The following is a 26,938-nucleotide window of genomic DNA, read 5'->3' as shown; positions in this document are numbered from 1 at the left end:
GTGTTATTGTCTTTTGTGTTTAAAAGCAACCTCATTTTCTCTACAATTTGAATTTTATAGCAAAAGCCGCAATTAAATAGTAAAAACCATAGAAAAGGTTTACCATTTATTAATTATCTTTACCGCCTTAAAAAGAAATACCCATACTAATAGTAAGTTTTTAATGATAAATAACGAAGATTTTTTAGACGAAATAGGAGACAATCACTTTAGCAGTAACGCAAAAAATCCTTTAAGATCGGATGCTTTTGACTTAAGTGATGACGAAAAAATAGAAAAAATAAAAAAAGATGTTGAAAACATTCTACAAACCCTGGGAATGGATTTGACGGATGACAGTATCAAAGGTACTCCAAACCGAGTGGCCAAAATGTTTGTAAAAGAAATTTTTGGAGGTCTTAATCCTTCAAGACAGCCAAAAGCTTCTACTTTTGACAACAATTACAAATATGGTGAAATGTTGGTGGAGAAAAACATTACGGTTTATTCTACCTGCGAGCACCATTTATTGCCAATTATAGGAAGAGCACACGTAGCCTATATTTCTAATGGAAGAGTTATTGGTTTGTCAAAAATGAACCGTATCGTAGAATATTATGCAAAAAGACCTCAAGTTCAGGAGCGTTTAACCATGCAAATTGTTCAGGAATTACAAAAAGCACTTGGAACCGAAGATGTAGCCTGCGTTATCGACGCTAAACACCTTTGTGTAAATTCAAGAGGGATCAAAGACATCGAAAGTAGTACCGTTACTTCTGAATTTGGTGGTAGATTTAAAGATCCACAAACTAAAAGAGAACTTTTGGATTATATTAAACTGGATACGCAATTCTAGTTGAATCGGTGAATCGTTGATTTGTTTAATTGTATTTTTCCATGAGTAAAACTTTCGATTAACTGGTTAAACAAATCAACAATTAAACAGAAAAAAGAATGTACACGTTTTCTTTTGAAAAATTAGAAGTTTGGCAAAATGCAAGAATGTTTATATTAGACATTTACAAATTGACTAGTACATTCCCATCAAATGAACTATTCGGAATCACTTCACAAATAAAAAGAAGTTCGTCCTCAATCGCAACGAATATTGCAGAAGGAACGTCGCGAAATACGAATAAAGACAAAGCGCATTTTTTAACTATTTCTTATTCGTCAGCGATGGAAACTTTAAATCATCTGATAATTTCCAGAGATTTAAACTATCTTTCCGAGACAGAATATTTCGAAACCCGAGAAAAAATCTGCAACCAGATAAACAGTTTAAAAAAGTATTATCTTTCAAAAGAATAAAACTTAAGTAATTACAGAACGTTTACACGATTCAACAGTAAACAAATAAACGGTTAAACAAATAAACGATTAAACGATAAAAAAATGCCTTTATACACAGCTCAACCTCTAAAAATATACAATTCACTTTCGGGTGAAAAAGAAAGTTTCAACCCTATACATGAAGGAAACGTTGGAATGTATGTTTGCGGACCTACGGTTTATAGCAATGTACACTTAGGAAATGTTAGAACTTTCATGTCTTTTGACGTGATATTCAGGTATTTTTTACACCTTGATTACAAAGTACGTTATGTGCGAAACATTACTGATGTGGGGCATATTGTAGACGATGTAGATGAAGGTGAAGATAAGATTGCCAAGAAAGCACGATTGGAGCAATTAGAACCTATGGAAATTGTTCAGCGCTATACCGTTGATTTTCACAATATATTGAGATCTTTCAATTTCTTACCGCCAAGTATTGAGCCAACCGCTACCGGGCACATTATTGAACAAATCGAAATCATTAAAAAAATTATCGATACCGGAATTGGTTATGAAGCAAACGGATCGGTGTATTTTGACGTTGTGAAATACAACGAAACCAATAATTACGGAATCTTAAGCGGTAGAAATATCGAAGATATGCTTGCAAACACCCGTGATCTTGACGGGCAATCTGACAAAAGAAACCCACAGGACTTTGCACTTTGGAAAAAAGCAGAACCGGAGCACATTATGAGATGGCCTTCACCATGGAGTGATGGTTTTCCGGGCTGGCACTTAGAATGTACCGCCATGAGCACCAAATATCTTGGAAATCATTTCGACATTCACGGAGGTGGAATGGACTTGAAGTTCCCACATCACGAATGTGAAATCGCACAAAACGAAGCGTGCACAGGTCAGTCTCCGGTAAACTACTGGATGCATGCCAATATGCTGACTTTAAACGGAAAGAAAATGGCAAAATCGACCGGAAACAACATTTTACCGGGAGAAATTTTAAGCGGAGACAACAACATTCTTAGCAAAGCTTTTTCAGCATCTGTAACCCGTTTTTTCATGTTACAGGCACATTACCGAAGCATTCTGGATTTTTCTGACGATGCTATTGTAGCTGCCGAAAAAGGATATAAAAGATTAATGGAAGCTGTAGATGCTTTACCTGCAATTTTAGCAGGTACAACAAGCACTATAGACATTGCAGCATGGAAACAATTGTGCTACGATGCTATGAATGATGATTTCAATACGCCAATTCTGATTGCGCAATTGTTTGAAGCAGTTCGTTACATCAATCTACTAAAAGAAGGTAAAGAAACCATCTCAGCAGAAGATTTAAACACCTTCACAACTGCAATTAATGCTTTTGTTTTTGATGTTTTAGGTTTGGCTAACGACAAAGCTGCTGACGGAAATACCGACAAACTGGAAGGAACTGTAAACATGCTTATTGCCATGAGAAATCAGGCCAGAGCTGATAAAAACTTTGCCCTTTCAGATCAGATTCGCGATCAATTGATTGGCCTGGGAATTCAGTTGAAAGACGGAAAAGAAGGAACCAGCTTTTCTATATAAATCACTCATTTTCTAATAAATCATGAAAGTAATCACTCCATTTGTTTTATTAGTCCGCTTTTATCAATCTGCAATATCGCCTTTTACTCCAGCGAGTTGCAGATTTGAACCAACCTGTTCCACCTATATGATTCAGGCCCTGCAAACGCACGGTTTGTTTTATGGAGGATACCTGGGTATGAAAAGAATCTTAAGCTGTCACCCTTGGGGAAGAACCGGTTACGACCCCGTTCCTGAGAAGAAATGTTCACATAAACATTAACTTTTTATAAAGAGCAACACTACTTTAAATATCTATTTTTACAAAATACAAAAAAACACACCAGCACATGACACAGCCCTTAAATATCGTTTGGAATCCTTCAGAAGGAATCGATCTAGGATTTTTTATGATTCGTTATTACAGTTTAATGTTCGTAATTGCTTTCGGACTAGGATGGTTTTTAATGAAAAAGATCTTCGAACGCGAAAACGAATCTATCGACAAATTAGATTCTTTATTTGTCTGGACTGTTTTAGCTACGTTAATAGGTGCCCGTTTAGGACATGTTTTATTTTACGATTGGGAATATTTCAGAAATCATTTACTTGAGATATTCTTACCTGTTAGATTCGAGCCTAAATTTGAATTTACCGGTTTTCAGGGATTAGCAAGCCATGGTGCAGCTATTGCCATCATCGTTGCCATGTATTATTACAGCAAAATGATCCTGAAACGCCCTTTACTATGGATCCTGGATCGCGTGGTGATTCCGGTTGCCAGCGGTGCTATTTTTGTTCGTTTAGGAAACTTTTTTAATTCTGAAATTATCGGACATGAAACTACTTCTGCTTTCGGAATTCGTTTTTTACACGACCAGTTCAGTAAAAATGAAGCTGTAAATGCAACACAAATAGCAGATCCAAAAGCAGCTTACACTGCTATTGCAACTGATCCTAAATTTGCCGACTTACTGGCGCAGGTTCCGGCAAAACACCCAACACAATTGTACGAAGCGATTTCTTATGTATTTGTTTTTGCTGTTTTGTTTTTTCTATATTGGAAAACCAATGCCAGATTGAAATCAGGATTATTATTCGGACTGTTTCTGGTTCTTTTATTTGCTGTACGTTTTATTGTCGAATTTGTAAAGGAAAGCCAGGGTGGATTTGAGAACGAATTAGGTCTTTTTTCTACCGGACAATGGCTAAGTATCCCGTTTATCATTATCGGCCTTTTCTTCATCTTTAGAGCGCAAAGAAATCCTTTAGCAGAGTCTTAATCCATTCGATAAAAAACTATAAAAAAGCGTCCGATAATTCAATTTATCGGACATTTTTTTTGAATCAGGAACAAACGTTGAGAGAGAATAGGGCTGAAAATCCTAAAAGCAAAAGCATAGTGCGAATCACTATAAGTTAGATTAAGATGTAAAATTACCCCGAAAGGGCAAAAGCAATTTTCGCAACTAAATCTCAACAAAAAAACATTCACATTCTTAGAGAATCTCATACAAAATATGCTGGATGCTTTTCTTTGCCATCAGGCTTTTGCCCTTTCAGGGCGTAACTCATAATTGCCATCATCATTCATAGTGCTACGCACTACAACTATTGTCATAGCTCTTTCAGAGCAAATTCCAATTTCATAGATTCGTTTTTATTTACAGGAAATACGAAATACCTAATTCAATGTTTCTGGTATTATATCCCGCATTTTCACTATTTAACCCTCCATTTGAAACGTGCCGAATGTTACCGCGAGCATCCAGCTGTAGGCGATCCATTTTAACCGAAAAGCCCATCGCAAAAACATCTGCAAAAGCAAAACCTTTAGACATTCTTTCTGTTTCTGTATCTGTAATCATTGGCCCAATACTTCCTAAAACATAAACAGAGAAAACTTTTCCAATTGGTTTCCTAACCAAAAAACCAAGATTCAATACATACTCATGCACATCCTTCAACTTCGTATATTCTTCCCTCTTTTCAAGATAATCAGGTCTGTCCGGCTTTACAAAGTAAAAGTTCATCAATTGATGTCTTCCAAAATTAACTTCCGGCTGGACTAAAATTTCATACTGAAAATACTTTGTTTTCTTGACTTGGTAGTACAACTCTATTTTATAAAATTGATTAGTAAAAGTATAGTTTCTGTTATTAAATTCACTGCCAAATCCGTAATTGACACCAATAGCCAATTTATCATTTCTACGTTGTCCTAAAACATTGAACACACTAAAAAAAATCATTAAAACCAATAGTAGTTTTCTACTCATAAATACTTTTTTACCGACCTAAATATAAGACAAAAAAAAGATCCAGTTTTCACTGGATCTTTTTTTTATAACTAAAGCACTTGATTATGCATGATTGTGTTTGTCTTCGATTGTGTGTTTATCATCACTTGAAATTGTATCAACCAATACTGGTGTAGCAATAAATAATGATGAATAAGTTCCTACCACAATACCAATCAACATTGCAAAGATAAACCCTCTGATAGATTCTCCACCAAAGATAAACATCGTTAACAATACAATGATCATCATTAATGACGTATTCAACGTTCTTGATAATGTAGTATTAATAGAAGCATTTACGATATCTTCAAAACTTCCTTTACGGTTTCCGATGATGAACTCTCTAATTCTATCAAATACAATTACAGTATCATTCATAGAGTAACCAATTACAGTAAGGATAGCCGCAATAAAGTGCTGATCCATTTCCATGTGGAAAGGCATGAATTTATAACATAAAGAGTAGATTCCTAATACAAAGATAACGTCGTGTGCTACCGCTGCAATTGCACCTAATGAATATTGCCATTTACGGAAAGAGATCATTAAGTATAAGAAAATAACTGCCATTGCACCTAATACAGCCCAGTAAGAGTTTGTTTTAATATCTTCAGAAATAGAAGCTCCAACTTTAGATTGCTGTACAACTCCAATTTTCTTACCATCAAATGAGTTGATGAATTTTTCATAAGAAGTGTTAGGGAAATATTTCGCTAACGACTTGTATAAAATTTGATTCACTTCTTCATCAACAGCTACACCATCTTCTTTAATTTTATATTTAGTTGTGATTTTCAACTGATCATCATCACCTAAAATTTTAGCCTCAACAGGAGTACCAAAAGAAGCAGATAATTCATCTGATACTACAGTAGCATCAATTGGTTTTTCAAATTTTACTTGGAATGTTCTTCCTCCAACAAAATCAACACCTTCATCTAATCCGTTTACGAAGAAGATAGAAACTAAACTCACTACAACTACAATTGAAGAGAAGATGTAAGTAAATTTCTTAATCTTAATAAAGTCAAAGTGGAAGTTTGTAAACCAGTTTTTAGTAATGTTTGTAGAGAATGTTAAATCTCCTTTTCCTGCAATGTTTCTGTCAATAAAAATTCTAGCAATAAAGATTGAAGTAAACAATGAAGTTACGATACCAATCAATAATGTTAAAGCAAAACCTTTAATTGGCCCTGTACCAAAAATGAATAAGATTGCACCAGTTAAAACGTGAGTAACGTTTGCGTCGATAATAGAACGCATTGCTCCATGCCATCCGTAAGAAGCTACAACTGCTTCTGACAATGATTTTCCTTCACGTAATTCTTCTTTAGCTCTTTCAAATATAATGATGTTCGCATCTACCGCCGTACCTAATGTTAATACGATACCTGCAATACCTGGCAATGTTAATACAAAACCAAAACTTGCCATAATTCCAAACAAGAAAAGTAAGTTCAATAATAAGGCAAGGTTAGCATACCAACCTGCTTTACCATAATAGAACACCATCCATAAACAAACTAATAAAAATCCTAATACAGAAGAAATTGTACCTGCATCAATTGCAGCCTGACCTAAAGATGGTCCTACAACTGTTGACTGAATAATATCTGCAGAAGCTGGTAATTTACCTGCGTTTAATACGTTAGCTAAATCTTTAGTTTCAGCTACATCAAAAGAACCTGTAATTTCAGATCTTCCTCCTGCAATTGGTCCACTTGTAACACCTGGCGCAGAGTAAACAATATTATCCAAAACAATAGCAATATATCCTTTTTGAGAGAATGCTCTTCCTGTTAATTCTTCCCAAACTTTAGCTCCCTGGCTGTTCATTTGCATAGAAACAGCTGGTTTTCCTAATTGGTCAAATGTATCTTTTGCATCTGTAACAACACCACCGCTCATTGCAGGAACATTGTCTCTGTTTCCTTTTAAAGCATATAATTCAACTGCTTCAATATCTTTTCCTTTTGCATCTTTAATAGTAGTAGGTTTACTCCACACAAATTTTGCATTGTGTTGGTCAGCACCCAATAAAATTCTGATGTCAGCTCTTTTAAAATAATTGTTTACAGTAGCTGTATCTTTAGGAGCAAAGTATCCTAAAACTGGTCCACCACCCTGACCTAACATTTTGTCAAATAATGGGTTGTTTCCTTTTTTAGTATCTACTGAATCTTTAGCGTTATCCGTTAATAATGCATTTAATGAATCTTTAACAACAGCTTTAGTCTCTGTTTTTTTGATTTCAGTCTTTTTCAGAGCTTCGTTAGTCGCTACTAAAAAGTTACCGATTTCTTCAATTTTAAAAGTCTCCCAAAACTCTAATTGAGCTTTTCCTCCTAATAATTTTTTAATTCTATCTACATCCTTAGCACCTGGAAGTTCTACTAAGATTCTTCCTGTTTCTCCTAATTTTTGTATGTTTGGCTGAGTTACACCAAATTTGTCGATACGCTCTCTAAGTACTTTGTAAGCACTTTCGATAGACTCATCTACTTTTTTCTTAATTACTTTTTGTACTTGCGCATCAGACATTTGAAAATCTACACCACCTTCTCCTTGTAAACTTCTGTTTGCAAAAATATCAGGTGAAGCTAATTTCGTTGTCCCTTTTGAGTTAGCCTCAAAAGCTTCGAAGAACTTATTTAAATAGGTTTTGTTTCCTTCTAAATTTGCAGTTGCATCAGCTAATGATTTATTAAATACCGGATTTTTAGAATTGTTTGCTAATCCTTTCAAAACGTCTTTAACAGAAATTTGAAGAATCACGTTGATTCCTCCTTCTAAGTCAAGACCTTTATTAAGTTGTTTGTTTTTTACTTCGTTATAAGTAAAATCAGTAAAACCAAGGTTTAACACTTTTTCTTTTCCAATAGAATCTAAGTATTTTAATTCTTTATCAGGATTATCTCCTGCAAAAGCTTTAGCTTCACTTTTGACACTATTGGCCACAAAAGTGAACGAGAGTTGGTAAATACTTACCAATGCAAATAGAATTGCGAAAAATTTAATAAGTCCTTTATTCTGCATTATTACTAAAAATTAATTATTTTTTATTGTTTGTTTTTGTTTTAAAGTCCCATAGAATAAGCCCTGATATGATTTTTAAGAACTAAAAAATCAAGATCACGAATTACAACATTTTTTTTAACCCGAGCAAATATATAATTAACGAAAAGATTAACCAATTTATTTATTAATTAATCTCAAAAAAAAGACTGCAAAAGTGCAGCCTTTTCCTCTTTTTACGAAATTCGTTATACTAAAATCGATTTTAAAGCGTCATTCATGCTTCTCACCGCATCTGCACTTTTCGCAAATAAGGCTTTTTCATGATCATTTAACTGAATGTCTAATATTTCTTCCACTCCGTTTTTACCAATTATACAAGGCACACCTATACAGATATCATTTTGCCCATACTCTCCCTCAACAAAAACAGAGCAGGCGATCATTTTTTTCTGATCATTCAAAATACTATCTACCAGATAAGCTACAGAAGCCCCAGGTGCATACCATGCTGACGTTCCCAAAAGACCTGTAAGTGTGGCTCCTCCCACCATAGTATCAGCAGCTACTTTTTGCAATACTTCTTCTGAAAGAAATTCAGTTACGGGAATTCCGTTATAAGATGCCAGACGGGTTAATGGAATCATAGTAGTATCACCATGTCCTCCAATAACCATTGCCGAGATATCGTTTGCCGGTTTATCTAAAGCTAATGAAAGATAAGTTCTGAAACGAGAACTGTCTAACGCTCCACCCATACCAATAATTCTGTTTTTTGGTACTCCTGTCGATTTCAATGCCAAATACGTCATCGTATCCATTGGGTTAGAAACCACAACTATTATAGTGTCCGGAGAATACTTCAGTACGTTTTCGGCAACTGTTTTTACAATTCCTGCATTTATACCTATTAATTCTTCACGGGTCATTCCTGGTTTTCTTGGAATTCCAGATGTAATAACTACTACATCACTTCCGGCAGTTTTAGAATAATCATTGGTCACCCCAGATACTTTGGTATTAAAACCTGTATTTGTGGCACATTGCATAATATCCAACGCTTTCCCTTCGGCAAAACCTTCTTTAATATCCAACAACACTACTTCGCTCGCAATTCCTCTATAAGAAATAACATCTGCACATGTAGCTCCAACATTTCCTGCTCCTACAATGGTAACTTTCATATTTTATACTTTATCGGTTATTAATTAATTTGTTTGTGTATTTGATAAATCGACAATTCGTTTAATCATTTAAGTAAATTTAAACAATTAAACGAATTGATGATTATAATTTATTACGCATCGATATTAGCGTAAACTGCATTTTTCTCGATAAATTCTCTACGTGGCGGCACTTCATCCCCCATCAACATAGAGAAAACTCTGTCGGCTTCAGCCAGACTATCAATGGTTACCTGACGTAAAGTTCTGAAGTTCGGATCCATTGTTGTTTCCCACAATTGTTCCGCGTTCATCTCTCCAAGACCTTTATAACGCTGAATCGCAGCACTTCCTCCCATTCTCTCATTGGCCTGATCGCGTTGAACATCATTCCATGCATATTCTTTTTTGTTTCCTTTTTTAACTAAGTATAAAGGCGGTGCAGCGATATAAACGTGACCTTCTTCGATCAACTCTTTCATGAAACGGAAGAAGAATGTTAATATTAAGGTAGAAATGTGACTACCATCGACATCCGCATCACACATGATGATTACTTTATGGTATCTTAGTTTTTCAAGATTTAAGGCTTTACTATCTTCTGCTGTACCAACGGTAACTCCTAAAGCGGTAAAGATGTTACGAATCTCCTCATTTTCGAATACTTTATGATGCATCGCTTTTTCAACGTTTAGAATCTTACCACGTAATGGCAAAATCGCCTGAAAGTTACGATCACGACCTTGTTTCGCAGTTCCACCTGCCGAATCTCCCTCGACTAAGTAAACCTCACATCTTGCAGGATCCTGCTCAGAACAATCTGATAATTTTCCCGGTAATCCACCGCCACCCATAACAGTTTTACGCTGTACCATTTCACGGGCTTTTTTAGCAGCGTGACGTGCCTGAGCAGCTAAAATTACTTTCTGGATAATGATTCGGGCATCATTTGGATTTTCTTCCAAATAGTTTTCCAACATTTCACCAACAGCCTGAGAAACCGGAGAAACTACTTCTCTGTTTCCTAATTTTGTTTTGGTCTGACCTTCGAATTGAGGCTCTGCAACTTTTACCGAAATAATAGCCGTTAATCCTTCACGGAAGTCATCTCCTGCAATTTCGAATTTCAATTTATCCAACATTCCGGATGCATCTGCATATTTTTTCAGGGTTCTTGTTAAACCACTTCTAAAACCTTGTAAATGCGTTCCTCCTTCGTGTGTATTAATATTATTTACGTAAGAGAAAATATTCTCTGTATAACTTGTATTGTAAATCAAAGCAACCTCAACCGGAATTTCACCTTTTTCGTGATCCATGCTGATTACGTGAGAAATAATTGGCTCACGGTTACCATCTAAATAACGAATGTATTCTTTAAGACCTTCGTCTGAATGGAATACTTCGCTTTTAAACTCTCCTTTTTCATCTACTTCTCTTTTGTCCGTAAAGGTAATTGTGATTCCTTTGTTTAAGAAAGAAAGCTCACGCATACGAGCGGATAAAGTGTCATAAGAGAACTCTGTAGTTTGAGTAAAGATGGTGTTATCAGGGTAAAATGTCTGACGTGTACCCCTTTTATCTGTTTCTCCGATTTGTTTTACCGGATATAATGATTTTCCTCTTTCATATTCTTGTTCGTAGATTTTTCCTTCTCTAAAAACGGTAGACTTCATATGAACGGAAAGGGCATTTACAACCGAAACCCCAACCCCGTGCAAACCTCCGGAAACTTTGTAAGAATCTTTATCAAATTTACCACCGGCACCAATTTTAGTCATTACTACCTCAAGTGCCGAAACACCTTCTTTTTTATGTAAATCAACTGGAATACCACGACCGTTATCTTCAACTGTTACTGATCCGTCTTCGTTTATTGCAACACCAATGGTATCACAATGTCCTCCCATCGCCTCATCAATAGAGTTATCAACAACCTCATAAACCAAATGATGTAGCCCTCGAACCCCCACATCTCCAATATACATCGATGGACGCATTCTTACGTGCTCCATTCCTTCTAATGCCTGAATACTATCTGCTGAATAATTGTTCTTCTTGATTTCTTCGCTCATATAATTTATTCTAAAAAATGTATTTATTGTCTAACACGCAAATATATAAAAACGCAAATTATATATCCGTTAAATTACCATTTAAAGAGGGTAAGTTATTAACACAATTGTCTTAAAAACCGAAAAATAGACCTAAAGGCAGGCTTAAATTCCAATTTTCTTAAATTACAAAAACTCTATTTTTAAAACCGTATAAAAAAACCGAAATAACATTATAAAATGCATTTCGGTTTTTATGAATTTAAAACTCCATAAATTGGAATTTGAAATTTTTACATTAGATTTTCTGAGCTTTATTGTTTTTTATTAAAATCTCCTGCATAAATGGAAGTCATTTTATCTAAGCTCAAATACTTTTTCACAACAGCATTTACCTCTTCCACTTTTAATGCTTTTACTTTACTTTCAAGAGTATCGTAATCTTCCAAAGGAATTCCGTATTGCAAATAAGTATTAGTCAAAGTCATTAAAGTCCCATCATCGCCTAATCTGGTTTTTCTTTCATTTAACCAGCTAACCAGGTTTGATTTTAATTCTTCGGCTGTAAAACCATCTTTTAACGCTTTAGCAATTTCCTCTTTTGCAGCAACCTCAACTGCATTTTTTTTCGTTGGATTTAAAAACGCATAATAAGCCCAATATGCAACATCATTTGTAATTGGTACATTTACAAATGATCCCGCTCCATAACTGATTCCTTCTTTTTCTCTCAATCGCATTGGTATTCTGGCACTCAAAAATCCTCCACTTCCTAAAATTTCATTTGCCATCACAAATGCAGGGTATTCAGCATCTTTCTGATTCATTTTAAAACTAATTTTTCCTACAGCAACGGCATTTTCCTTATCCGGGGTAATGTAATCTTTATCCGCTTTCTGAGTTTCGAAATAAGTAGGCAATGCTCTTTCATATTTCGATTTGGAATTCCATTTTCCAAAAGTGCTCTCTAAAATCTGAGCAGTCGATTTAGCCTCTAAATCTCCTACCACAGTTCCAACTCCGTTATTTCCTCCTAAAATATTTTTATAGAAATCAACAATTTCTGTTTGCTTTATCTTTTTATAAGCATCAATTTGCTCCTGAACAGTTGCCGTATAAAAAATACTTTCTTTAGGATATTTTGACGTTTGTCTCGAAAGCTCTATGAATGCTACAGAACGAGGATCATTTAAACTCGATTCTAAGTAGGTGTTGTATTCGCTAATCGTTTTGGTTAGCTCATTTTGCGGAAAAGTAGCATTAACCAGCAAATCTCCTAAAATGTCCATCACTTCTTTAAAACTTTCTTTATAGGTATTAACATCTACTGATAATGTTTGCCCCGAAAAATTAAAATACAAACTTGATTTTAATTGATCCAAACGATCACTGATTTGTTCTTTTGTTCTGGTACTTGTACCCGTTTTTAACAATTGAGCCAAAATAGCCCCAACATCTGATTTTCCTGACAAATCTTTTTCATTACTTACCGGAAATTTAAAACTTGCCTGAACTTTACCTCCTTTAATTTCTTTTTTAATCAAGCCATATTTTGCGCCATTACCAAGTTTTCCTTCTGCAAAATTTTGCTTTAAATTCTTGATCGAAGCTTCAAATGGAGCCGCTTCTTTTTCAAGTGCTTTTCCTTTATAATCCTTAGTAAAGGCCAACAATTGTTCGTCTGTATATTCTGCCGGCCTAACTCTTTGCTCGTCTTTTGAAGGAATAAATACTCCAACAGTTCTGTTATTGCTTCTAAAATATTTCTCGGCAACTCTTTGTATATCTTCTTTCGTTAGATTTTCGATTGCATCCCTGTACAAAAACCCTAGTCTATAATCTCCTGCCCCAATAATTTCTGTAAGATTAATAGCAAAGGAAACGGTGTTATTTTTTACACTCTCAATTTGTTTGATGATTTTAGCCTTAGCCCTGCTTACATCTTCGTCTGTATATTTGGTCGATCCTATTTTATCCAGTTCGGCTCTCACTAATTCTTTTGTTGCTACAACATCTTTATCATTAGGAACTGCTACTCCAAAGTACACAAAACTGGCATCTCTGGTAGTTGGCTGCCAATAATAAATACTGGATACTTTTTGAGTTTCAACTAACGTTTTATATAGGTAACCTGATGGATCTGCCGTTAAAATTTCACCCAAAGCATCAATAGCAGCGTAATCTTTATCTGCGTAAGCCGCAGTATGGTATAAAGCTCCAATATTTTTACTGTCACCCGCTCTTTTCAACTCAACATATTTTTCACCGTCCTGGGCCGGTTCTATAGTATAAGTTTTATCCAAAACTCTTTTAGGTTTCGGAATACCTCCAAAATACTGCCCTACGTATTGCAAAGCCTTTTTCTCATCAAATTTTCCGGCAATTATTAAAGTTGAATTGTCCGGTTGATAATACTTTTCGTAGAAAACTCGTAATGTTTTTGCCTTTACACGCTCGATATCTTCCTTACTTCCAATGGTGCTTTTTCCGTAATTATGCCACAAATAAGCCGCAGAAAGTACCCTTTCTTGCAAAACACCGTCAGGGTTGTTTTCTCCTATCTCAAACTCGTTTCTAACAACAGAAAACTCTTTGTCTAAATCTGTTTGTAAAATGGTCGCATTGATCATTCGGTCTGCTTCCATTTCAATACTCCACTTTAGATTTTCATCATTGGATGGGAAAACTTCATAATAATTGGTACGATCTAACCAGGTAGTCCCGTTGGCAGATCCTCCTTTTTCAGAGAGCATTTTTTTAATGTCTCCCAAATTCTTGGTGCTTTTAAAAAGCATGTGCTCTAATAAGTGAGCCATCCCTTTCTCGCCGTAACCTTCGTTTCTGGACCCCACATTGTAAACGATATTCACCACCATATTACTTTGTGAAGCATCCGGAATTAAAAGAACTTTCAATCCGTTATTCAAGGAATATTCTTTTACTCCTTCAACATTTTTGATATATTTTGGCACATCGGTTTTTTGTGCATAAACAGCACTTAACGACGCAAATGAGCAGCATAAAATACTACTAAACAATAAATTTCTCATAGGTAATTTTAAATAAGGTTAGTTTTTAATGGTAACCAAATATAATATTTTTCCTAAACAGGATGCGTCGTAATTAACTTAGTTTTTAGAAATTTAGATCTTAAAAAAAATCCGGAAGTACATTTGACATGTCTTTCCGGATTTTATGTTTTATTTCCAAGTTTCGAATTTTAGACCGTAACTCCCGCTTTGGAAGTTTCAACACCTGCTTTTACGTGTGCTGCGTTAGCTCTTCCACTTGGATCTTGATTTTCCTGCCATCTTGGAATCCATTTTCTAACGGTATGCGCGGCACTTACCTGTGGATAGAATTTATGAAAAATCGATCTGTAAAGATAAGCCTCTTTGGTTGTTGGCGAATTATATGGGAATTCAGCACTTGCTCCCGCCAACTGTTCGTCAGAAACCTGTCCGGCACAATAGTCGATCAGTTCATCGACCCAGTTATATCCTACTCCATCCGAAAACTGCTCTTTTTGTCTCCATAAAACTTCCTGCGGTAAATACGGGTTCTCTGGTGTATCAAATGCTTTTCTTAGAATGTATTTTTCAATTCCATCGTATGTTTTTGGCTGTTTCTCTTCGGTTTTAATTCGAATTGCAGCCTCTAAAAACTCTTTGTCCAGGAACGGAATTCTCGCTTCTAATCCGTGCGCCATTGGTATTTTGTCGGCACGTAACAAATCAGCGGTAAACATTTTTTGTACTCTTTCGATTGTTTCATCCTGAAATTCCTGTGCGGATGGTGCATTTCTAAAATACAAATGACCTCCAAAAACTTCATCCGCTCCTTCACCCGAAAGAATTACTTTAATTCCCTTATCCGCAATTGCCTTTGACAGCAAATACATTGGTACTCCGGATCTTACCGAAATAATATCGTAAGTCTCAATATGGTAAATTACTTTTTCCAAAATTTCAACTCCTTCTTCTACTGTAAAATGTATTTCATGGTGTTCCGTACCTAAAAACTCCGCTGCTGCTCTCGCCGCTTTGTTATCTGGTGCGTCAGCATCCAATCCGATCGAAAATGAATGCAATTTTTCGCTGTTTTCTTTCAATAAACGGGCAGCGATTGCCGATGTTAATGAAGAATCTAATCCACCGGAAAGTAATACCCCAACAGGAACCTCGCTCATTAAGCGTTTACGGGTTGCTTCAATTAAAGTCTCCCGAATTAAATCTAAATCTAATTTTTGACTGGCATTAGAATGGTCTTCATATTCCGGATTGTAATATTTTACAAAACCGGTTTTACCTGTATAATAATGTCCAGGAGGAAAAGTTGAAAAGGATTTACACTGATCTGAAATTGACTTCATTTCTGATGAAAAATAGATTCTTCCTCTCTCATCTAGTCCATAATACAAAGGTTTTACACCAACCGCATCTCTAGCTGCAATATAATTATCCCCGTCAATAATCACAAAAGCAAAGTCGCCATCCAGCATATTACAAAATTTGTGTCCAAATTCTTCGTACAAATGAACGATGACTTCTGAATCAGATTTTGTTCTAAAGCTATGCTCTTTTAAAACCGTGTCTTTTAGTTCCTGATAGTTATAGATTTCTCCATCATGCACCATCCAGGCTTTGTTAGTTCCCTGAATAGGTTGCTTTCCAGATTTTAAATCAATAATTGACAAACTTTCATGGCACATAATACTGCCATTTTCCATAATATGTAAATCACTTTCATCAGGACCACGATGTGACATTCTTGCAGAAAGCTCTTTTACGAGTTGCGGGTCTTTTCCTTTACCTATAACAGCTAATAATCCAGACATACTGTTCTATATTTTTTTATTATTCTTTCTATATTGCCGATATTAAATCGGTTAATTAAATATCTTATGTTTTTCTAATGTTCAGCTAAGCTAAATATTATTTCTGAATTTTATGTACTTATTAAGCTACAATATTTAGTTCTTTTAATTTTATTTCAGTGAATACCAAATATAAAAAAGAAAGTCAAACTATTTCCAAAAAAAACTTTTAACTAATTGAAACAATACCTTTTAACAATATAAGACAAGAAAAACGTCCTCAGTGCTGAGAACGTCTTTCGGAAATATATATACTAATTCTAAAAATACTTGTTTATGCTTTAGCGTAAGCATCATCGTGTACACTTGCCACAGCTCTTCCTGATGGATCATTCATGTTCTTGAAAGCTTCATCCCATTCTAAAGCTATTTTTGTACTGCAAGCCACACTGGCTTCCTGTGGCACACATAATGCAGCCGCATCACTTGGAAAATGTTCCGCAAAAATCGAACGATAATAATACTCTTCCTTAGAAGTTGGCGTTTGTAACGGGAATTTATACTTTGCATTTGCCAATTGTTCATCCGAAACTTCTTTGGCTACCACTTCTTTCAAAGTATCAATCCAGCTGTATCCAACACCATCCGAAAATTGCTCTTTTTGTCTCCAGGCAACACTTTCAGGCAACATGTCTTCAAATGCTTTACGAACCACCCATTTTTCCATTGAATGTTCTTTGTTTATCATTTTATCCTGCGGGTTGATTCTCATTGCTACATCCATAAATTCTTTATCCAGGAACGGAACACGTCCTTCAATTCCCCAAGCTGCTAAACTTTTATTGGCACGTAAACAATCGTACATGTGCAGTTTCCCTAATTTACGAACGTTTTCTTCGTGAAATTCTCTCGCATTTGGTGCTTTATGAAAGTACAAATACCCTCCAAACAACTCATCTGCTCCCTCACCTGACAATACCATTTTAATCCCCATTGATTTGATGACTCTCGCCATCAACCACATTGGAGTCGATGCTCTAACGGTCGTTACATCGTAGGTTTCTAAGTTGTAAATAACATCACGGACGGCATCTAATCCTTCCTGGATAGTAAATTTAATTTCGTGGTGAATGGTTCCAATATGTTTTGCTACCACCTGTGCAGCCGCTAAATCAGGGGAACCTTCCAATCCTACTGAAAAAGAGTGCAACTGCGGATACCAGGCATCTGTAGTATCATCTGACTCAATACGTTTTTGTGCAAATTTTTTAGCTACTGCCGACGTGATAGAAGAATCTAAACCTCCGGAAAGTAAAACGCCATAAGGAACATCACTCATTAATTGTCTGTGAACTGCTGCTTCAAGTGCTTTTTTAATTTCAGGAATACTTGTTTCATTATCTTTTACTGCCTCATAATCTGTCCAATCTCTTTTGTACCACTGCACAAATTCACCGTCTTTACTTGTCATATAATGTCCAGGAGGAAACAATTGGATTTTTGTACAATACCCTTCTAAAGCTTTTAATTCAGAAGCAACATAAAAAGTTCCATGCTGGTCCCAACCAATATATAATGGAATAATTCCCATGTGGTCACGAGCAATGAAGTACTCGTCTTTGTCAACATCATAGATTGCAAATCCAAAAATTCCGTTCATTTCATCTACAAAATGAGGTCCTTTTTCTTTGTAAAGTGCTAAGATTACTTCGCAATCACTTTCTGTCTGAAAGTTGTACTTTCCCTGAAACTGTTTACGCAATTCTCTGTGGTTGTAAATTTCGCCGTTTGCAGCCAAAACCAATTTTTTATCTTCGGTAAATAAAGGTTGTTTTCCTGAAGCCGGATCTACAATTGCCAGACGCTCGTGCGATAAAATTGCTTTATCATTGCTATAAATTCCGCTCCAATCCGGTCCACGGTGACGGATAATTTTAGACATCTCTAATACTTGAGGTCTTAAAGTTTCGGCTTTTTGCTTTAGATCAAAGGCACATACAATTCCACACATAACGCTATATTTTTATTTTTAGACTTCATTTTGATAAAGCAAAGATGCAATATCAGTTATAATTGAAAAACACATATCGCTATTTTAATTACAATTTAAAACTAAAAAACAGTTTTTACATATAAAACATAAAATTTAAGTATTTAAAAAAGCCTCAAACTTAAAAATTTCAATTTCAGGTTTAATAAAAGCAAAAAACGCAAATCCAAAGAACGATCTATAAGTTAAACTTCACGATATCTCAGAATCATTGACAGATTTTATATGGGTCGTTCCTACGGAACTTATGACTCGTGTTTATACCTTTTCGACGGATTGAAATCCGTCGTTACAAAATAAAGCGTTCCTTCTAAACTTTTGCATAAAAACCTTAAACTCTACCTAATATCCCAACAGAGAATTTTAATCTGCTGAAAAAACAATCCCGTAAACAAAGTTCAAAAAGAGTGATACACTAGAACCATTCGTTAAACAAATATTCTAGTGACGGATTCTAATCCGTAAAAAAAATAACCTAAACAAGGTTTCGAAAGAGTGACGCATAAGAGTCTTTGGCTAGACATATATTCTAACAACAGATTTTTATCCCAAAAAAAATAACCTAAACAAAGTTTCAAAAGAGCGATTTACAAGAGCCTTCGGCTCGATATTTTTATAGCAACGGATTTTAATCCGTTGAAAAAAACAATCATCAAAGCAAAGTTCCAGAGGAACGACACATTTAGATTTAAAAAAGTTTAAAAAAGAAATATTAAGGTAAGGCTCTGAAAAAATAAACTATTCCTCCTAGTATCAACATCACTACGTAAAGCCAATTTTTGAAAGACTGAAAATTAATTTGAAATTTATACTGATCATTTTTTTCAGTAACATTCTTTAACCAAAGTTTGTGTAGTTTATAAAAAGCAAAAGCAGCCCCAAACAAAGAGACGCTGCATATTAAATACAGATAATCCATTTAATTAATTTCCTGAATTAAATATTTGGTCCCGTTAATTTCAAAAGTAAATCCCACTTTATTTCCCATTAAATGGGCCCCTAAAGGAGATTGCGGAGAAAGCGCAATAACATTTACACCGTCAACATTGATTTTAGGAAGTGCTACACTTACATATAAATAAATTCCGTTGGCTTTCACCAAACTTCCCGAAATGATATTTTCAGTAGTTTTTAAGGCATCAATTTTATCTAAAATCGCTTTTTGGGCAATAGCTTCTTTCAGTTTATTGGTGAGTTTTTCCTGTTCGATATGCATCATAGACAAAGCAGTTTCATGTTTGTCTCCAGCAGAACCTTTGGCATCGTTTTTAGAATCTTCGGTCAAAGCCGAAATCATGTCTCTAAAAACATCTATTCGATCCTGAACCATTTGCAGGTAATGCGAGTGTATTTTTTGTTTAAAAGTCATTTTTTTAGGTACTGAGGTGCAAAGATACAGAGGTGCATAGATTTTAAATAAAAAAGTCTTCTTTTTATATTTTAACCTATTATTTCATCGGGAATCCATCCTTCTTCATTAGTCAGAATTTTTCTCACCCATGTCCAACCGTTTAAGCTTTTAATTTTTAGAATTTCATCATCCTTATCGACATTCAGTTCTTTAGCAGTGTAATATTCTAAAACTTTTGCCTTTTTTTTATCCTTAGAAATTTCAAGTATCTGAACCGGTACCCAGCCTTTGTTGCTCTCATTTTCGGCCCAAATCCATCCTTTCCACTTTTCTTCTGTCTCCTCTTCTCCCAATTTTACAGTCTCGCCTATATTGAGAGTAATAGGATTTTCATATTGTATCTTATATGCTTCAAGAATTTTAAATACTTTCATCGTTTATTGTCTTTTTATGAAATGAGCTGCCAATTCTTTCGTTTTCAAAATCCTCTTTTGTCACTAAACTATAAAGATTCTAAAAACAGTTGAAAGAAAAGACTCCTAATTATTACTCAAAAAAAGCAGTCGGATAAATGACTTTTCCACTTACTCCTGATAATCCATTTTCGATTAAAGCAATCACCATACAATTCTCTGCAGGAACCTCAAAAGGCATCTCGATATTGTATCTTTCACAAAGTTCATAACCAAATCTCGGATAATAGTCCTGATGTCCTAATAATATAACCGATTTGTAACCCAACTCTTTCGCTACTTTATGACTATGTAATATAAGTTTTGAACCAATTCCTTTTCCCTGAAATTCAGGTAGCACAGAAACCGGCGCCAATGCCAAAGATTCAAAAGTTTCCGTATCGTTTTTGATTTCTAACTTTGTCAATAAAATATGCCCTACAATTTCATTCTCTACTTCGGCAACAATAGACAGTTCAGGAATAAAAGCGTCTGATTTTCTTAATCTTTCAACCAAAAATTGTTCTTTATGGTCACTATATTCTTCCTTTTCAAAAGCTTTTTCAATTAAGTCAAAAACACTTTTGTGGTCCTTTTCATTTTCTTGTCTGAGTTTAATTTTCATCTTAATTATTTTAATTATCTGTCTATTTAACCGCAAAGCACGCAAAAGTTTTTTATCATGAATCGCACTTAGCAAACGCAAAGTTCGCAAAGCTTTATGTTGAAATAGCTTTGCGAACTTTGTATTTTATCTGCGTAACGCAAAATAAAAAACTTTTGCGTGCTTTGCGGTTAAAAAAAACTTAAAAATCGAATTTGTAGTTTGCTCCAACTACTACCTGAAATCCTTGTACCGGATAATTCAGCCATTTTTCATAGGCCTGATTTCCTATATTATTAAGCTTTAAGAAGCAAGTCAAACGTTCGTTGTATTTATAACCTAAATGTGCATTGGCATCAAAATAGCTTTTTAGTGTTGTAATCACCGGATCTATTCCTAAATTTAAATTCGATTGCATGTCTTTACGCTCTCCCACAAAGAAAACATTCAGTCCCGCATACCATTGCTTCGTAATATTTACGTCCAGATTTGAACTCAGTTTCATAGAAGGTAAATTCCATGCTTCTATACCGTCGAATTTATAGCTGTTAAAAGTACCGTTGATTCCAAAAGAGACATTTTTAGAAAAATCAGCTTTTAATTCTCCATAGAAACGGAAGGTTCTCACATCATCATAAATTACTCCAAATGAGTTTCCAAAAGCATAATTTTGATTGGAAAAATCCTCTGTATAATCGTTGCCTTTGTACAATGCTTTATCTTTTTCATTTAGATAAGAACCTGTAAGATTATAACTCACATTGTTGGCCAATTTCCCTTTTAAACCTGCAAAAACGGTATATTGATTATTGGTAGGTTTCATATTAAGTGTTGGGGATAAAAATGGATTCCCGGTAACAAAATCAGCATAAGAATTTTGATTCAAACCTCCGTTTACTCCTGTGTAGAAAATCATCAAATCCCCAACCAGTTTATAGGAAGCATTCACTTTTGGATAAATATAGAACTTGTTTCCGCTGTTTTCAGAATCCAAACCATAAAACAATCCGGCTCCTAGTTCAAGTGTCCAGTCATTTTCTAAAATCACAAAACTTGGCTCAATTCCAAAATTCGTAAGGCTGTACTTTAAAGGGTTTGTATTATCGTGAGCATAATTATGTTCGAAAGATCCGCTAACATGATCTACAATAATATTGGTATTTATGGATTGATCCATTATTTCTACTTTGAAAGAAGGTTTCACATAGAACCGATTTTCTGACGATGAAAAACTATCTGAGAAATGCGTAAACTTGGTCGAGATCTTACTAAAAATTCCCTCTGTAAAAGCTACATTACCACCTAAGGAAATAGTGTTATAAGAATGATTTGGATTGATCCCTCTTATTAAATCATCTCGGGTTTGTCCGACCAAAGTAGCACCAAAATCAGCTGGTAAACCATACCAGTTGTACAATTGATTCTGATAGCCCAAATCAACATTCCAGGACATATCACGATTGTTTACACCATACCCTACATTTAGCGCCGTATCGTAAAACTCATCATTTAAATCTACACCTTTAATTCCGCCCTGAGAAGAGTGATGACGAAACATTCCGGCTACATAATCGTTGTTCCCCAACTCCTGATTTACAAACAATTCAGCATTTAAAGTACCATAACTCCCTACTCCTAAAGTGGCATAATTGTTAAATAGTTTTTCTTTTTTAGATTTCTCAACACCTTCGGCCTTTCCTTTTGATGGAGTAAATGTAGAAGCCACGGGAACAGATAAAATACTATATTTTATAGTTTCTTTTGGCTGATTTCCGGTATCGTCAAGCGAAGGTGTTTCTTTTACTTTAAAAGCATCTGAAATTGTTGGCGAATACGGTTTTACTACGTTTACTGTTTCTGTTCCGATTGTTTCATTTTTCTTTTGCGAAAATGAAAACTGCACAACAAACATTACTAGTAAAATGATGATTTTATTCTGGCAATTAATTTTCATATATCTTTTTTTTGAGAGGAAAGAAAATAGAATAAAGAGTATAGACTTCCTTTCTTTTCTAAATTTTCTTTTAACTCTATAATTCTATATTCTATTCTCTGTACTCTATTCTCTTTATTCTATCTTCTTAAACTAAACTTCCCATTCTCCTTTTGCAACAAACTGTGCCTTTCCACCTATTTTGATCTCAAACTGATTTTCAGTTAATTTTCCATTAAAATAGATTTGAGACGGACGATTGATATAATCCCCCTGATAATTAATCATTTCAATTTGCGGCAAATGATACTTTAAAAGAAAAGCTTGCAAACATGTACTTGCACTCCCTGTTGCTGCGTCTTCAACCAATTGATTGTGTTCTACACAAAGCATTCTGCTAAACAATTTGGAGTCTTCTAAATAATAAAAATAAAGACCTCTGTGACTTGTTTTGCAGTTCCTTTTCATCCATTGATCTGCTTTATCTTTATCTAAAACCAAATTTTCCAGTGCTTTTTTATTACTTAGCCCAACCATTACAAACGCACTTCCGGTTGTCACTTCCTGAATTGGAAATTGATTTTCGAAATCTTCCTTTTTCAGATTGCTGAATGATGTAAAATCTTCTTTCGAAAAAATATCCCAAAATTTCGGCTGTGCTGCTTTTAACCAAATTAAATCTTCAGACTGATGAATCGGAATTGGTCCAATAGGAACTGCTAATGTGATATTCTCTGGGGAATTATCAAATATTTTGTTGATTAAAACCCACGAAGTTCCAATTATAGGATGTCCTGCAAACTGCATTTCATGAGCAGGGGTAAAGATTCTAATTTCTGCTTTGTTTTTTTCTCTGTCGAGCTTTGTTATAAATGTGCTTTCTGCAAAATTAATCTCGCGTGCCATCTGCTGCATTTCTTCAGTACTTAGATTCTCCGCTTCCGTAAAAACGGCCAACTGATTTCCTGTATATTTTTTATCGGCAAAAACATCAACTATATAAAATGGTAAACTCATTGTTCTTTTTTTTTGAGAAAATAGAGGAAAAACTTCTCAGTAATCTTGCTTCTTTTTCTATTTTCTATTTTCTATTCTCTATAATCTTTTATTCTTGTTTTTTTTTAATAGATGCAAGAACAAAGAGAAAAGACTTCTCAGCAATCTTTCATCTTGCTTCTTGCCTCTTTTTTCTATTTTCTATTTTCTATCTTCTATCTTCTATCTTCTCTACTCTTTGTTCTTACTTATTAATTGAAGAATTCGTTTTTGCTTCCTCCAACTTAATCGCACTCAACTCCGTTTTAGCCTCTTCAACAACATCCGGATAATCAGTAAAATTATTAATTACATTATCTAAAATATAAGTCGCCTGATAACTGTCTTTTAATCCATAGAAATTCTTTGCCATCAAGACTAAACTTTTCGCCCCGTAATATTTGTAGGCCGAGTAGTTTTTAGCCAGCTTTTGCACGGAAACATTCGAAGCATCAAATTTTCCTTCTTTGGTTTTAAAATACGCATCATAATACAGTGCTTCTGCTGCTAATTCTCCTTTCGAAGTTGCCGATAATTTAGCGTAGGCAGTTTTGGCTTTATCTTCATCTCCGGTCTGCATTGCCGCACGCGCTACGATAATCTGAGCATCCGCTTTAACGTTTGCATCGGCTTTTGCATTTTGCAATATTTTATCAGCATATACTACTGAATTATCATAATCTTTTTTGTCGTAGTAACATTTCATCAGATTAGCCTGTGCAAAACTTTTATTCTGAGGAAAATCGGCTTCATTTTCTAAACGCACCAACACCGGAACCGACTTATCACAATCTTTTGCTTTCAGGAAAATTTGTACCAATCTTGTCAACGACTGTTCTGTAAATTCACTTCTTGGCTGATCAATTACATATTGATAGTTTGCAGTCGATTTTGCTTCTGAACCTTCGACAAAATACAATTGTGCTAAGTAAAAGTTGGCTTCCAGCGCATGCATTCCTTTTGGAAATTTATTTATATAACCTGTAAAACCAGTTATAGCCGGCTTACTATTATTCTGACTGTATTGCTTGAAAGCCGCATCATAAGTATCATTATCCAGCTCGGCATCTGTAACTGCCACAAAATCTAATGTACGAACCCAGGTTGCATATTCATCCACTTTTCCGGAGTCTACATAAATCAATCTTGCAGTTGAAACTGCTTCCAGAGCTTCGGGAGTTTTAGGAAACTCAGCTGCTACTTTCTTAAATTTTACCAAAGCCTGATCGTCACGATCTGAATTGTAATAAATCAACCCTTGTTTTAAAATCGCTTTTGAAGTAAACGAACCATTTTTAAATTCTGAAATTAACTGATCATATGTTTTAAGGGCTTGATCGTTCTTTTTCTCGGCTACATAAGTATTCCCTAATTCATACAAAGCATCATCACGATAAGACGACTTTTTATACATTTGAAGAAAATTATTCAATTCATCGGCTTTCTTGTCATTTTTAGACATAAATCCGTAAGAAATTGCTTTTTGAAACTGTGCATAATCGGCATCAACTCCTTTTGCTTCAATAGCTTTTGCATAGGCTTCATTTGCAGCACTGTACTTCGAGTTTACAAATCGACTGTCTCCTAAACGTAAATAAGAGTCATTTAAACGCACTTTATCTTCCTTTGAATTATCAATTTGTGCCTGGAAAGAATTCCCTGCCTGATCGTATTCTTTGAGTTTAAAATAGGCATAACCAATATTATAGTTGATATTTTTATACTCATTGGTAGTTTTAGCAGCAGCTAATCCGGCAAACTGTTTGTAGCTTAACAAAGCATTTTGAAAATCATCAGTCATGTATTCCGTTTCTGCTTTCCAAAAAGTAGCACGGGCTGTAAATTCAGGTGTTTTTTGTTCGCTAATAGCACTTTTAAACATTTTCCCTGCTTCCTGATAGTTTGATTCATTGTACAATTCAACACCTCTGTAAAAAAGCACTTTTTGATAAGCTGCTTTATTCTCTGGCGACCTGTTTTTCTCTAATAAAGACAGCGCTTCTTTATAATTTTTAGAAGAAATATAAGAGTCAACCAATAATTTTTCTACTTCTGATTTACTGGAGTTGTTTGGGTATTTTTTTAGGAAATCAAGTAAAATTCCAGGAACGGTTTGATAGGCATTTCCAATTTCATAACTCAGCTTTGCGTAATTCAAAGCGGCATCTTCCTGAATCTGGGCATTGAAATCCATTTCCGAAGCATTTTTAAATGCATTTAGAGCCTCTTGTTTTTTGCCCGTGTTTAAATAAGCCAAACCTAAATGATAATACGCATTTTGAGCAACGAAATCTTTCCCCTCGATAATTTTATTGAATTGAGAGATTGCTTTTTCATATTCTTTTTGTTCATAATAAGCATATCCCAATTGATAGAAATCGGTATTATTCCACTTTCCTTTTTTACCGGCATATTGCTCTAAAAACGGAATCGCTTTACCATATTGCTTTAAATTGAAATAACTTTCTCCAATAATTTTGTTCAGTTCTGACTTTTCCAAATCATTCGATTTACTCATGGCTTTTTGCCCCAAATCGATTGCTTTTTGGAAACTCCCCAACTTAAAATTCATGTCGGCCTGATAATACGAAAGCTTTTCTTTGTATTTCTCTTCTCCCGAAACTTCATCAAAATACTTAGTTGCTTCTTTATAATCATCGCCTTCATAAGCCATAAATCCTAAGTAATACTTGGCCTGGGAACCAAAATCAGGAGAGTTTACAACCTTATTAAAATAAGTTGTGGCTTCTTTTTTCTTTTTAGCATTGAAATAACTGTATCCTTTTTGGAAATTAAATCTATCCGAATCAGATTTACTCATGTAGCTTTCATCTACTTTATCAAACCATTGTAAAGCTTTTGGATAATTTCCCTGTTCAAAAAAGTATTGGGCAACTTCAATATAAGCCTGATTTTGTTTCGTACTTGTTGGATAATCGTTTACAAATTTTTCGATCAGAGCATCGGCATTTACTTTGTTTGTCCGAATGGCGCAATTGGCAATATAATAAGCACAATCTGACTGAACCTCTTCGGTTGTAGCATTGTTTTTAACCTGTTCGAAAATAAGTTGGGCCGAAGCATATTGTTTGTCATTGTATAAAGCCAGTGCTTTGTCAAATTCCTTTAAGTCGTAAGTATAAATAGCTGATTTTTGTGCCGAAACTATGGTCGAAAAAAGAATAATTGGTAATAAAAAGAACCAGGGAAGTTTACGCATTTTAATTATATTTAGTATTCAAATGTATCATTTTATACCGTTTATAACGAAACGTTTCCGGCTTTTATTATGAACAAAAAATTAATTAAACCCTATCTGCCGTATAAATA

Annotated in this window: 18 protein-coding genes; 5 read left to right on the top strand and 13 right to left on the bottom strand. The window is 34.8% G+C overall.

Annotated elements, in window-relative coordinates:
* Nucleotides 1–163 precede the first annotated feature (163 nt).
* From folE to lgt, 5 genes are all read left to right on the top strand, one after another.
* Nucleotides 164–835, top strand: coding sequence for a GTP cyclohydrolase I FolE (gene folE / locus OGZ34_RS11475; protein WP_173966960.1), 672 nt, complete (start codon nt 164–166; stop codon nt 833–835).
* Between the two features lie 98 nt (nt 836–933).
* Nucleotides 934–1,290 carry a four helix bundle protein gene (locus OGZ34_RS11470; protein WP_263363119.1) on the top strand — a complete coding sequence of 119 codons (357 nt, stop codon included), beginning with the start codon at nt 934–936 and terminating at the stop codon, nt 1,288–1,290.
* Between the two features lie 84 nt (nt 1,291–1,374).
* Nucleotides 1,375–2,853, top strand: coding sequence for a cysteine--tRNA ligase (cysS, locus tag OGZ34_RS11465; RefSeq protein WP_173966962.1), 1,479 nt, complete (start codon nt 1,375–1,377; stop codon nt 2,851–2,853).
* 22 nt (nt 2,854–2,875) lie between these two features.
* Nucleotides 2,876–3,115: a membrane protein insertion efficiency factor YidD gene (gene yidD / locus OGZ34_RS11460; RefSeq protein WP_070906973.1), complete on the top strand. Its 240-nt coding sequence runs from the start codon at nt 2,876–2,878 to the stop codon at nt 3,113–3,115.
* A 67-nt stretch (nt 3,116–3,182) separates the two neighbouring features.
* Nucleotides 3,183–4,115 carry a prolipoprotein diacylglyceryl transferase gene (gene lgt, locus OGZ34_RS11455; RefSeq protein WP_173966963.1) on the top strand — a complete coding sequence of 311 codons (933 nt, stop codon included), beginning with the start codon at nt 3,183–3,185 and terminating at the stop codon, nt 4,113–4,115.
* A gap of 381 nt (nt 4,116–4,496) precedes the next feature.
* Here lgt and OGZ34_RS11450 read toward each other — a convergent pair whose 3' ends face one another.
* The 13 genes from OGZ34_RS11450 to OGZ34_RS11390 all read right to left on the bottom strand — a co-directional run bounded on the left by OGZ34_RS11450 (nt 4,497) and on the right by OGZ34_RS11390 (nt 26,828).
* Nucleotides 4,497–5,111, bottom strand: coding sequence for an acyloxyacyl hydrolase (locus tag OGZ34_RS11450; RefSeq protein ID WP_263363118.1), 615 nt, complete (start codon nt 5,109–5,111; stop codon nt 4,497–4,499).
* Between the two features lie 84 nt (nt 5,112–5,195).
* Entirely contained in the window at nt 5,196–8,171 is a 2,976-nt protein-coding gene (gene secDF / locus OGZ34_RS11445) for a protein translocase subunit SecDF (RefSeq protein ID WP_263363117.1), read from the bottom strand.
* A 227-nt stretch (nt 8,172–8,398) separates the two neighbouring features.
* The gene (gene mdh, locus OGZ34_RS11440; RefSeq protein ID WP_017495355.1) at nt 8,399–9,334 is read right to left on the bottom strand and encodes a malate dehydrogenase; all 936 of its coding nucleotides are present in this window, start codon (nt 9,332–9,334) and stop codon (nt 8,399–8,401) included.
* A 113-nt stretch (nt 9,335–9,447) separates the two neighbouring features.
* On the bottom strand, nt 9,448–11,388 hold the full coding sequence (gene gyrB, locus OGZ34_RS11435; protein ID WP_173966966.1) for a DNA topoisomerase (ATP-hydrolyzing) subunit B: 1,941 nt from the start codon (nt 11,386–11,388) through the stop codon (nt 9,448–9,450).
* A gap of 293 nt (nt 11,389–11,681) precedes the next feature.
* Nucleotides 11,682–14,417: a M16 family metallopeptidase gene (locus OGZ34_RS11430; RefSeq protein ID WP_263363116.1), complete on the bottom strand. Its 2,736-nt coding sequence runs from the start codon at nt 14,415–14,417 to the stop codon at nt 11,682–11,684.
* 170 nt (nt 14,418–14,587) lie between these two features.
* Nucleotides 14,588–16,204 (bottom strand): asparagine synthase B, encoded by a 1,617-nt coding sequence (gene asnB / locus OGZ34_RS11425; RefSeq protein ID WP_263363115.1) that lies wholly within the window; start codon nt 16,202–16,204, stop codon nt 14,588–14,590.
* Between the two features lie 313 nt (nt 16,205–16,517).
* Entirely contained in the window at nt 16,518–18,194 is a 1,677-nt protein-coding gene (gene asnB, locus OGZ34_RS11420) for an asparagine synthase B (RefSeq protein ID WP_263363114.1), read from the bottom strand.
* Nucleotides 18,195–19,152: 958 nt separating this feature from the next.
* The gene (locus tag OGZ34_RS11415) at nt 19,153–19,602 is read right to left on the bottom strand and encodes a hypothetical protein (protein WP_263363113.1); all 450 of its coding nucleotides are present in this window, start codon (nt 19,600–19,602) and stop codon (nt 19,153–19,155) included.
* A 71-nt stretch (nt 19,603–19,673) separates the two neighbouring features.
* The gene (locus tag OGZ34_RS11410) at nt 19,674–20,018 is read right to left on the bottom strand and encodes an SH3 domain-containing protein (protein WP_263363112.1); all 345 of its coding nucleotides are present in this window, start codon (nt 20,016–20,018) and stop codon (nt 19,674–19,676) included.
* 112 nt (nt 20,019–20,130) lie between these two features.
* Nucleotides 20,131–20,661 (bottom strand): GNAT family N-acetyltransferase, encoded by a 531-nt coding sequence (locus OGZ34_RS11405; protein WP_263363111.1) that lies wholly within the window; start codon nt 20,659–20,661, stop codon nt 20,131–20,133.
* 181 nt (nt 20,662–20,842) lie between these two features.
* The gene (locus tag OGZ34_RS11400; protein WP_263363110.1) at nt 20,843–22,594 is read right to left on the bottom strand and encodes a TonB-dependent receptor; all 1,752 of its coding nucleotides are present in this window, start codon (nt 22,592–22,594) and stop codon (nt 20,843–20,845) included.
* Between the two features lie 132 nt (nt 22,595–22,726).
* On the bottom strand, nt 22,727–23,590 hold the full coding sequence (locus OGZ34_RS11395; RefSeq protein WP_263363109.1) for a PhzF family phenazine biosynthesis protein: 864 nt from the start codon (nt 23,588–23,590) through the stop codon (nt 22,727–22,729).
* Between the two features lie 223 nt (nt 23,591–23,813).
* Nucleotides 23,814–26,828 carry a tetratricopeptide repeat protein gene (locus tag OGZ34_RS11390; protein WP_263363108.1) on the bottom strand — a complete coding sequence of 1,005 codons (3,015 nt, stop codon included), beginning with the start codon at nt 26,826–26,828 and terminating at the stop codon, nt 23,814–23,816.
* Between the last annotated feature and the right edge of the window lie 110 nt (nt 26,829–26,938).

The sequence above is a fragment of the Flavobacterium collinsii genome (assembly GCF_946903285.1).
In the GTDB taxonomy this organism is placed as follows: domain Bacteria; phylum Bacteroidota; class Bacteroidia; order Flavobacteriales; family Flavobacteriaceae; genus Flavobacterium; species Flavobacterium collinsii.
This window is presented reverse-complemented; position numbering and strand designations above follow the sequence as displayed.

Excerpts from the sequence above, each read along its gene's own strand:
- folE (WP_173966960.1), top strand. The coding sequence starts at position 164 with ATGATAAATAACGAAGATTTTTTAGACGAAATAGGAGACAATCACTTT.
- OGZ34_RS11470 (WP_263363119.1), top strand. The coding sequence starts at position 934 with ATGTACACGTTTTCTTTTGAAAAATTAGAAGTTTGGCAAAATGCAAGA.
- cysS (WP_173966962.1), top strand. The coding sequence starts at position 1,375 with ATGCCTTTATACACAGCTCAACCTCTAAAAATATACAATTCACTTTCG.
- yidD (WP_070906973.1), top strand. The coding sequence starts at position 2,876 with ATGAAAGTAATCACTCCATTTGTTTTATTAGTCCGCTTTTATCAATCT.
- lgt (WP_173966963.1), top strand. The coding sequence starts at position 3,183 with ATGACACAGCCCTTAAATATCGTTTGGAATCCTTCAGAAGGAATCGAT.
- OGZ34_RS11450 (WP_263363118.1), bottom strand. The coding sequence starts at position 5,111 with ATGAGTAGAAAACTACTATTGGTTTTAATGATTTTTTTTAGTGTGTTC.
- secDF (WP_263363117.1), bottom strand. The coding sequence starts at position 8,171 with ATGCAGAATAAAGGACTTATTAAATTTTTCGCAATTCTATTTGCATTG.
- mdh (WP_017495355.1), bottom strand. The coding sequence starts at position 9,334 with ATGAAAGTTACCATTGTAGGAGCAGGAAATGTTGGAGCTACATGTGCA.
- gyrB (WP_173966966.1), bottom strand. The coding sequence starts at position 11,388 with ATGAGCGAAGAAATCAAGAAGAACAATTATTCAGCAGATAGTATTCAG.
- OGZ34_RS11430 (WP_263363116.1), bottom strand. The coding sequence starts at position 14,417 with ATGAGAAATTTATTGTTTAGTAGTATTTTATGCTGCTCATTTGCGTCG.
- asnB (WP_263363115.1), bottom strand. The coding sequence starts at position 16,204 with ATGTCTGGATTATTAGCTGTTATAGGTAAAGGAAAAGACCCGCAACTC.
- asnB (WP_263363114.1), bottom strand. The coding sequence starts at position 18,194 with ATGTGTGGAATTGTATGTGCCTTTGATCTAAAGCAAAAAGCCGAAACT.
- OGZ34_RS11415 (WP_263363113.1), bottom strand. The coding sequence starts at position 19,602 with ATGACTTTTAAACAAAAAATACACTCGCATTACCTGCAAATGGTTCAG.
- OGZ34_RS11410 (WP_263363112.1), bottom strand. The coding sequence starts at position 20,018 with ATGAAAGTATTTAAAATTCTTGAAGCATATAAGATACAATATGAAAAT.
- OGZ34_RS11405 (WP_263363111.1), bottom strand. The coding sequence starts at position 20,661 with ATGAAAATTAAACTCAGACAAGAAAATGAAAAGGACCACAAAAGTGTT.
- OGZ34_RS11400 (WP_263363110.1), bottom strand. The coding sequence starts at position 22,594 with ATGAAAATTAATTGCCAGAATAAAATCATCATTTTACTAGTAATGTTT.
- OGZ34_RS11395 (WP_263363109.1), bottom strand. The coding sequence starts at position 23,590 with ATGAGTTTACCATTTTATATAGTTGATGTTTTTGCCGATAAAAAATAT.
- OGZ34_RS11390 (WP_263363108.1), bottom strand. The coding sequence starts at position 26,828 with ATGCGTAAACTTCCCTGGTTCTTTTTATTACCAATTATTCTTTTTTCG.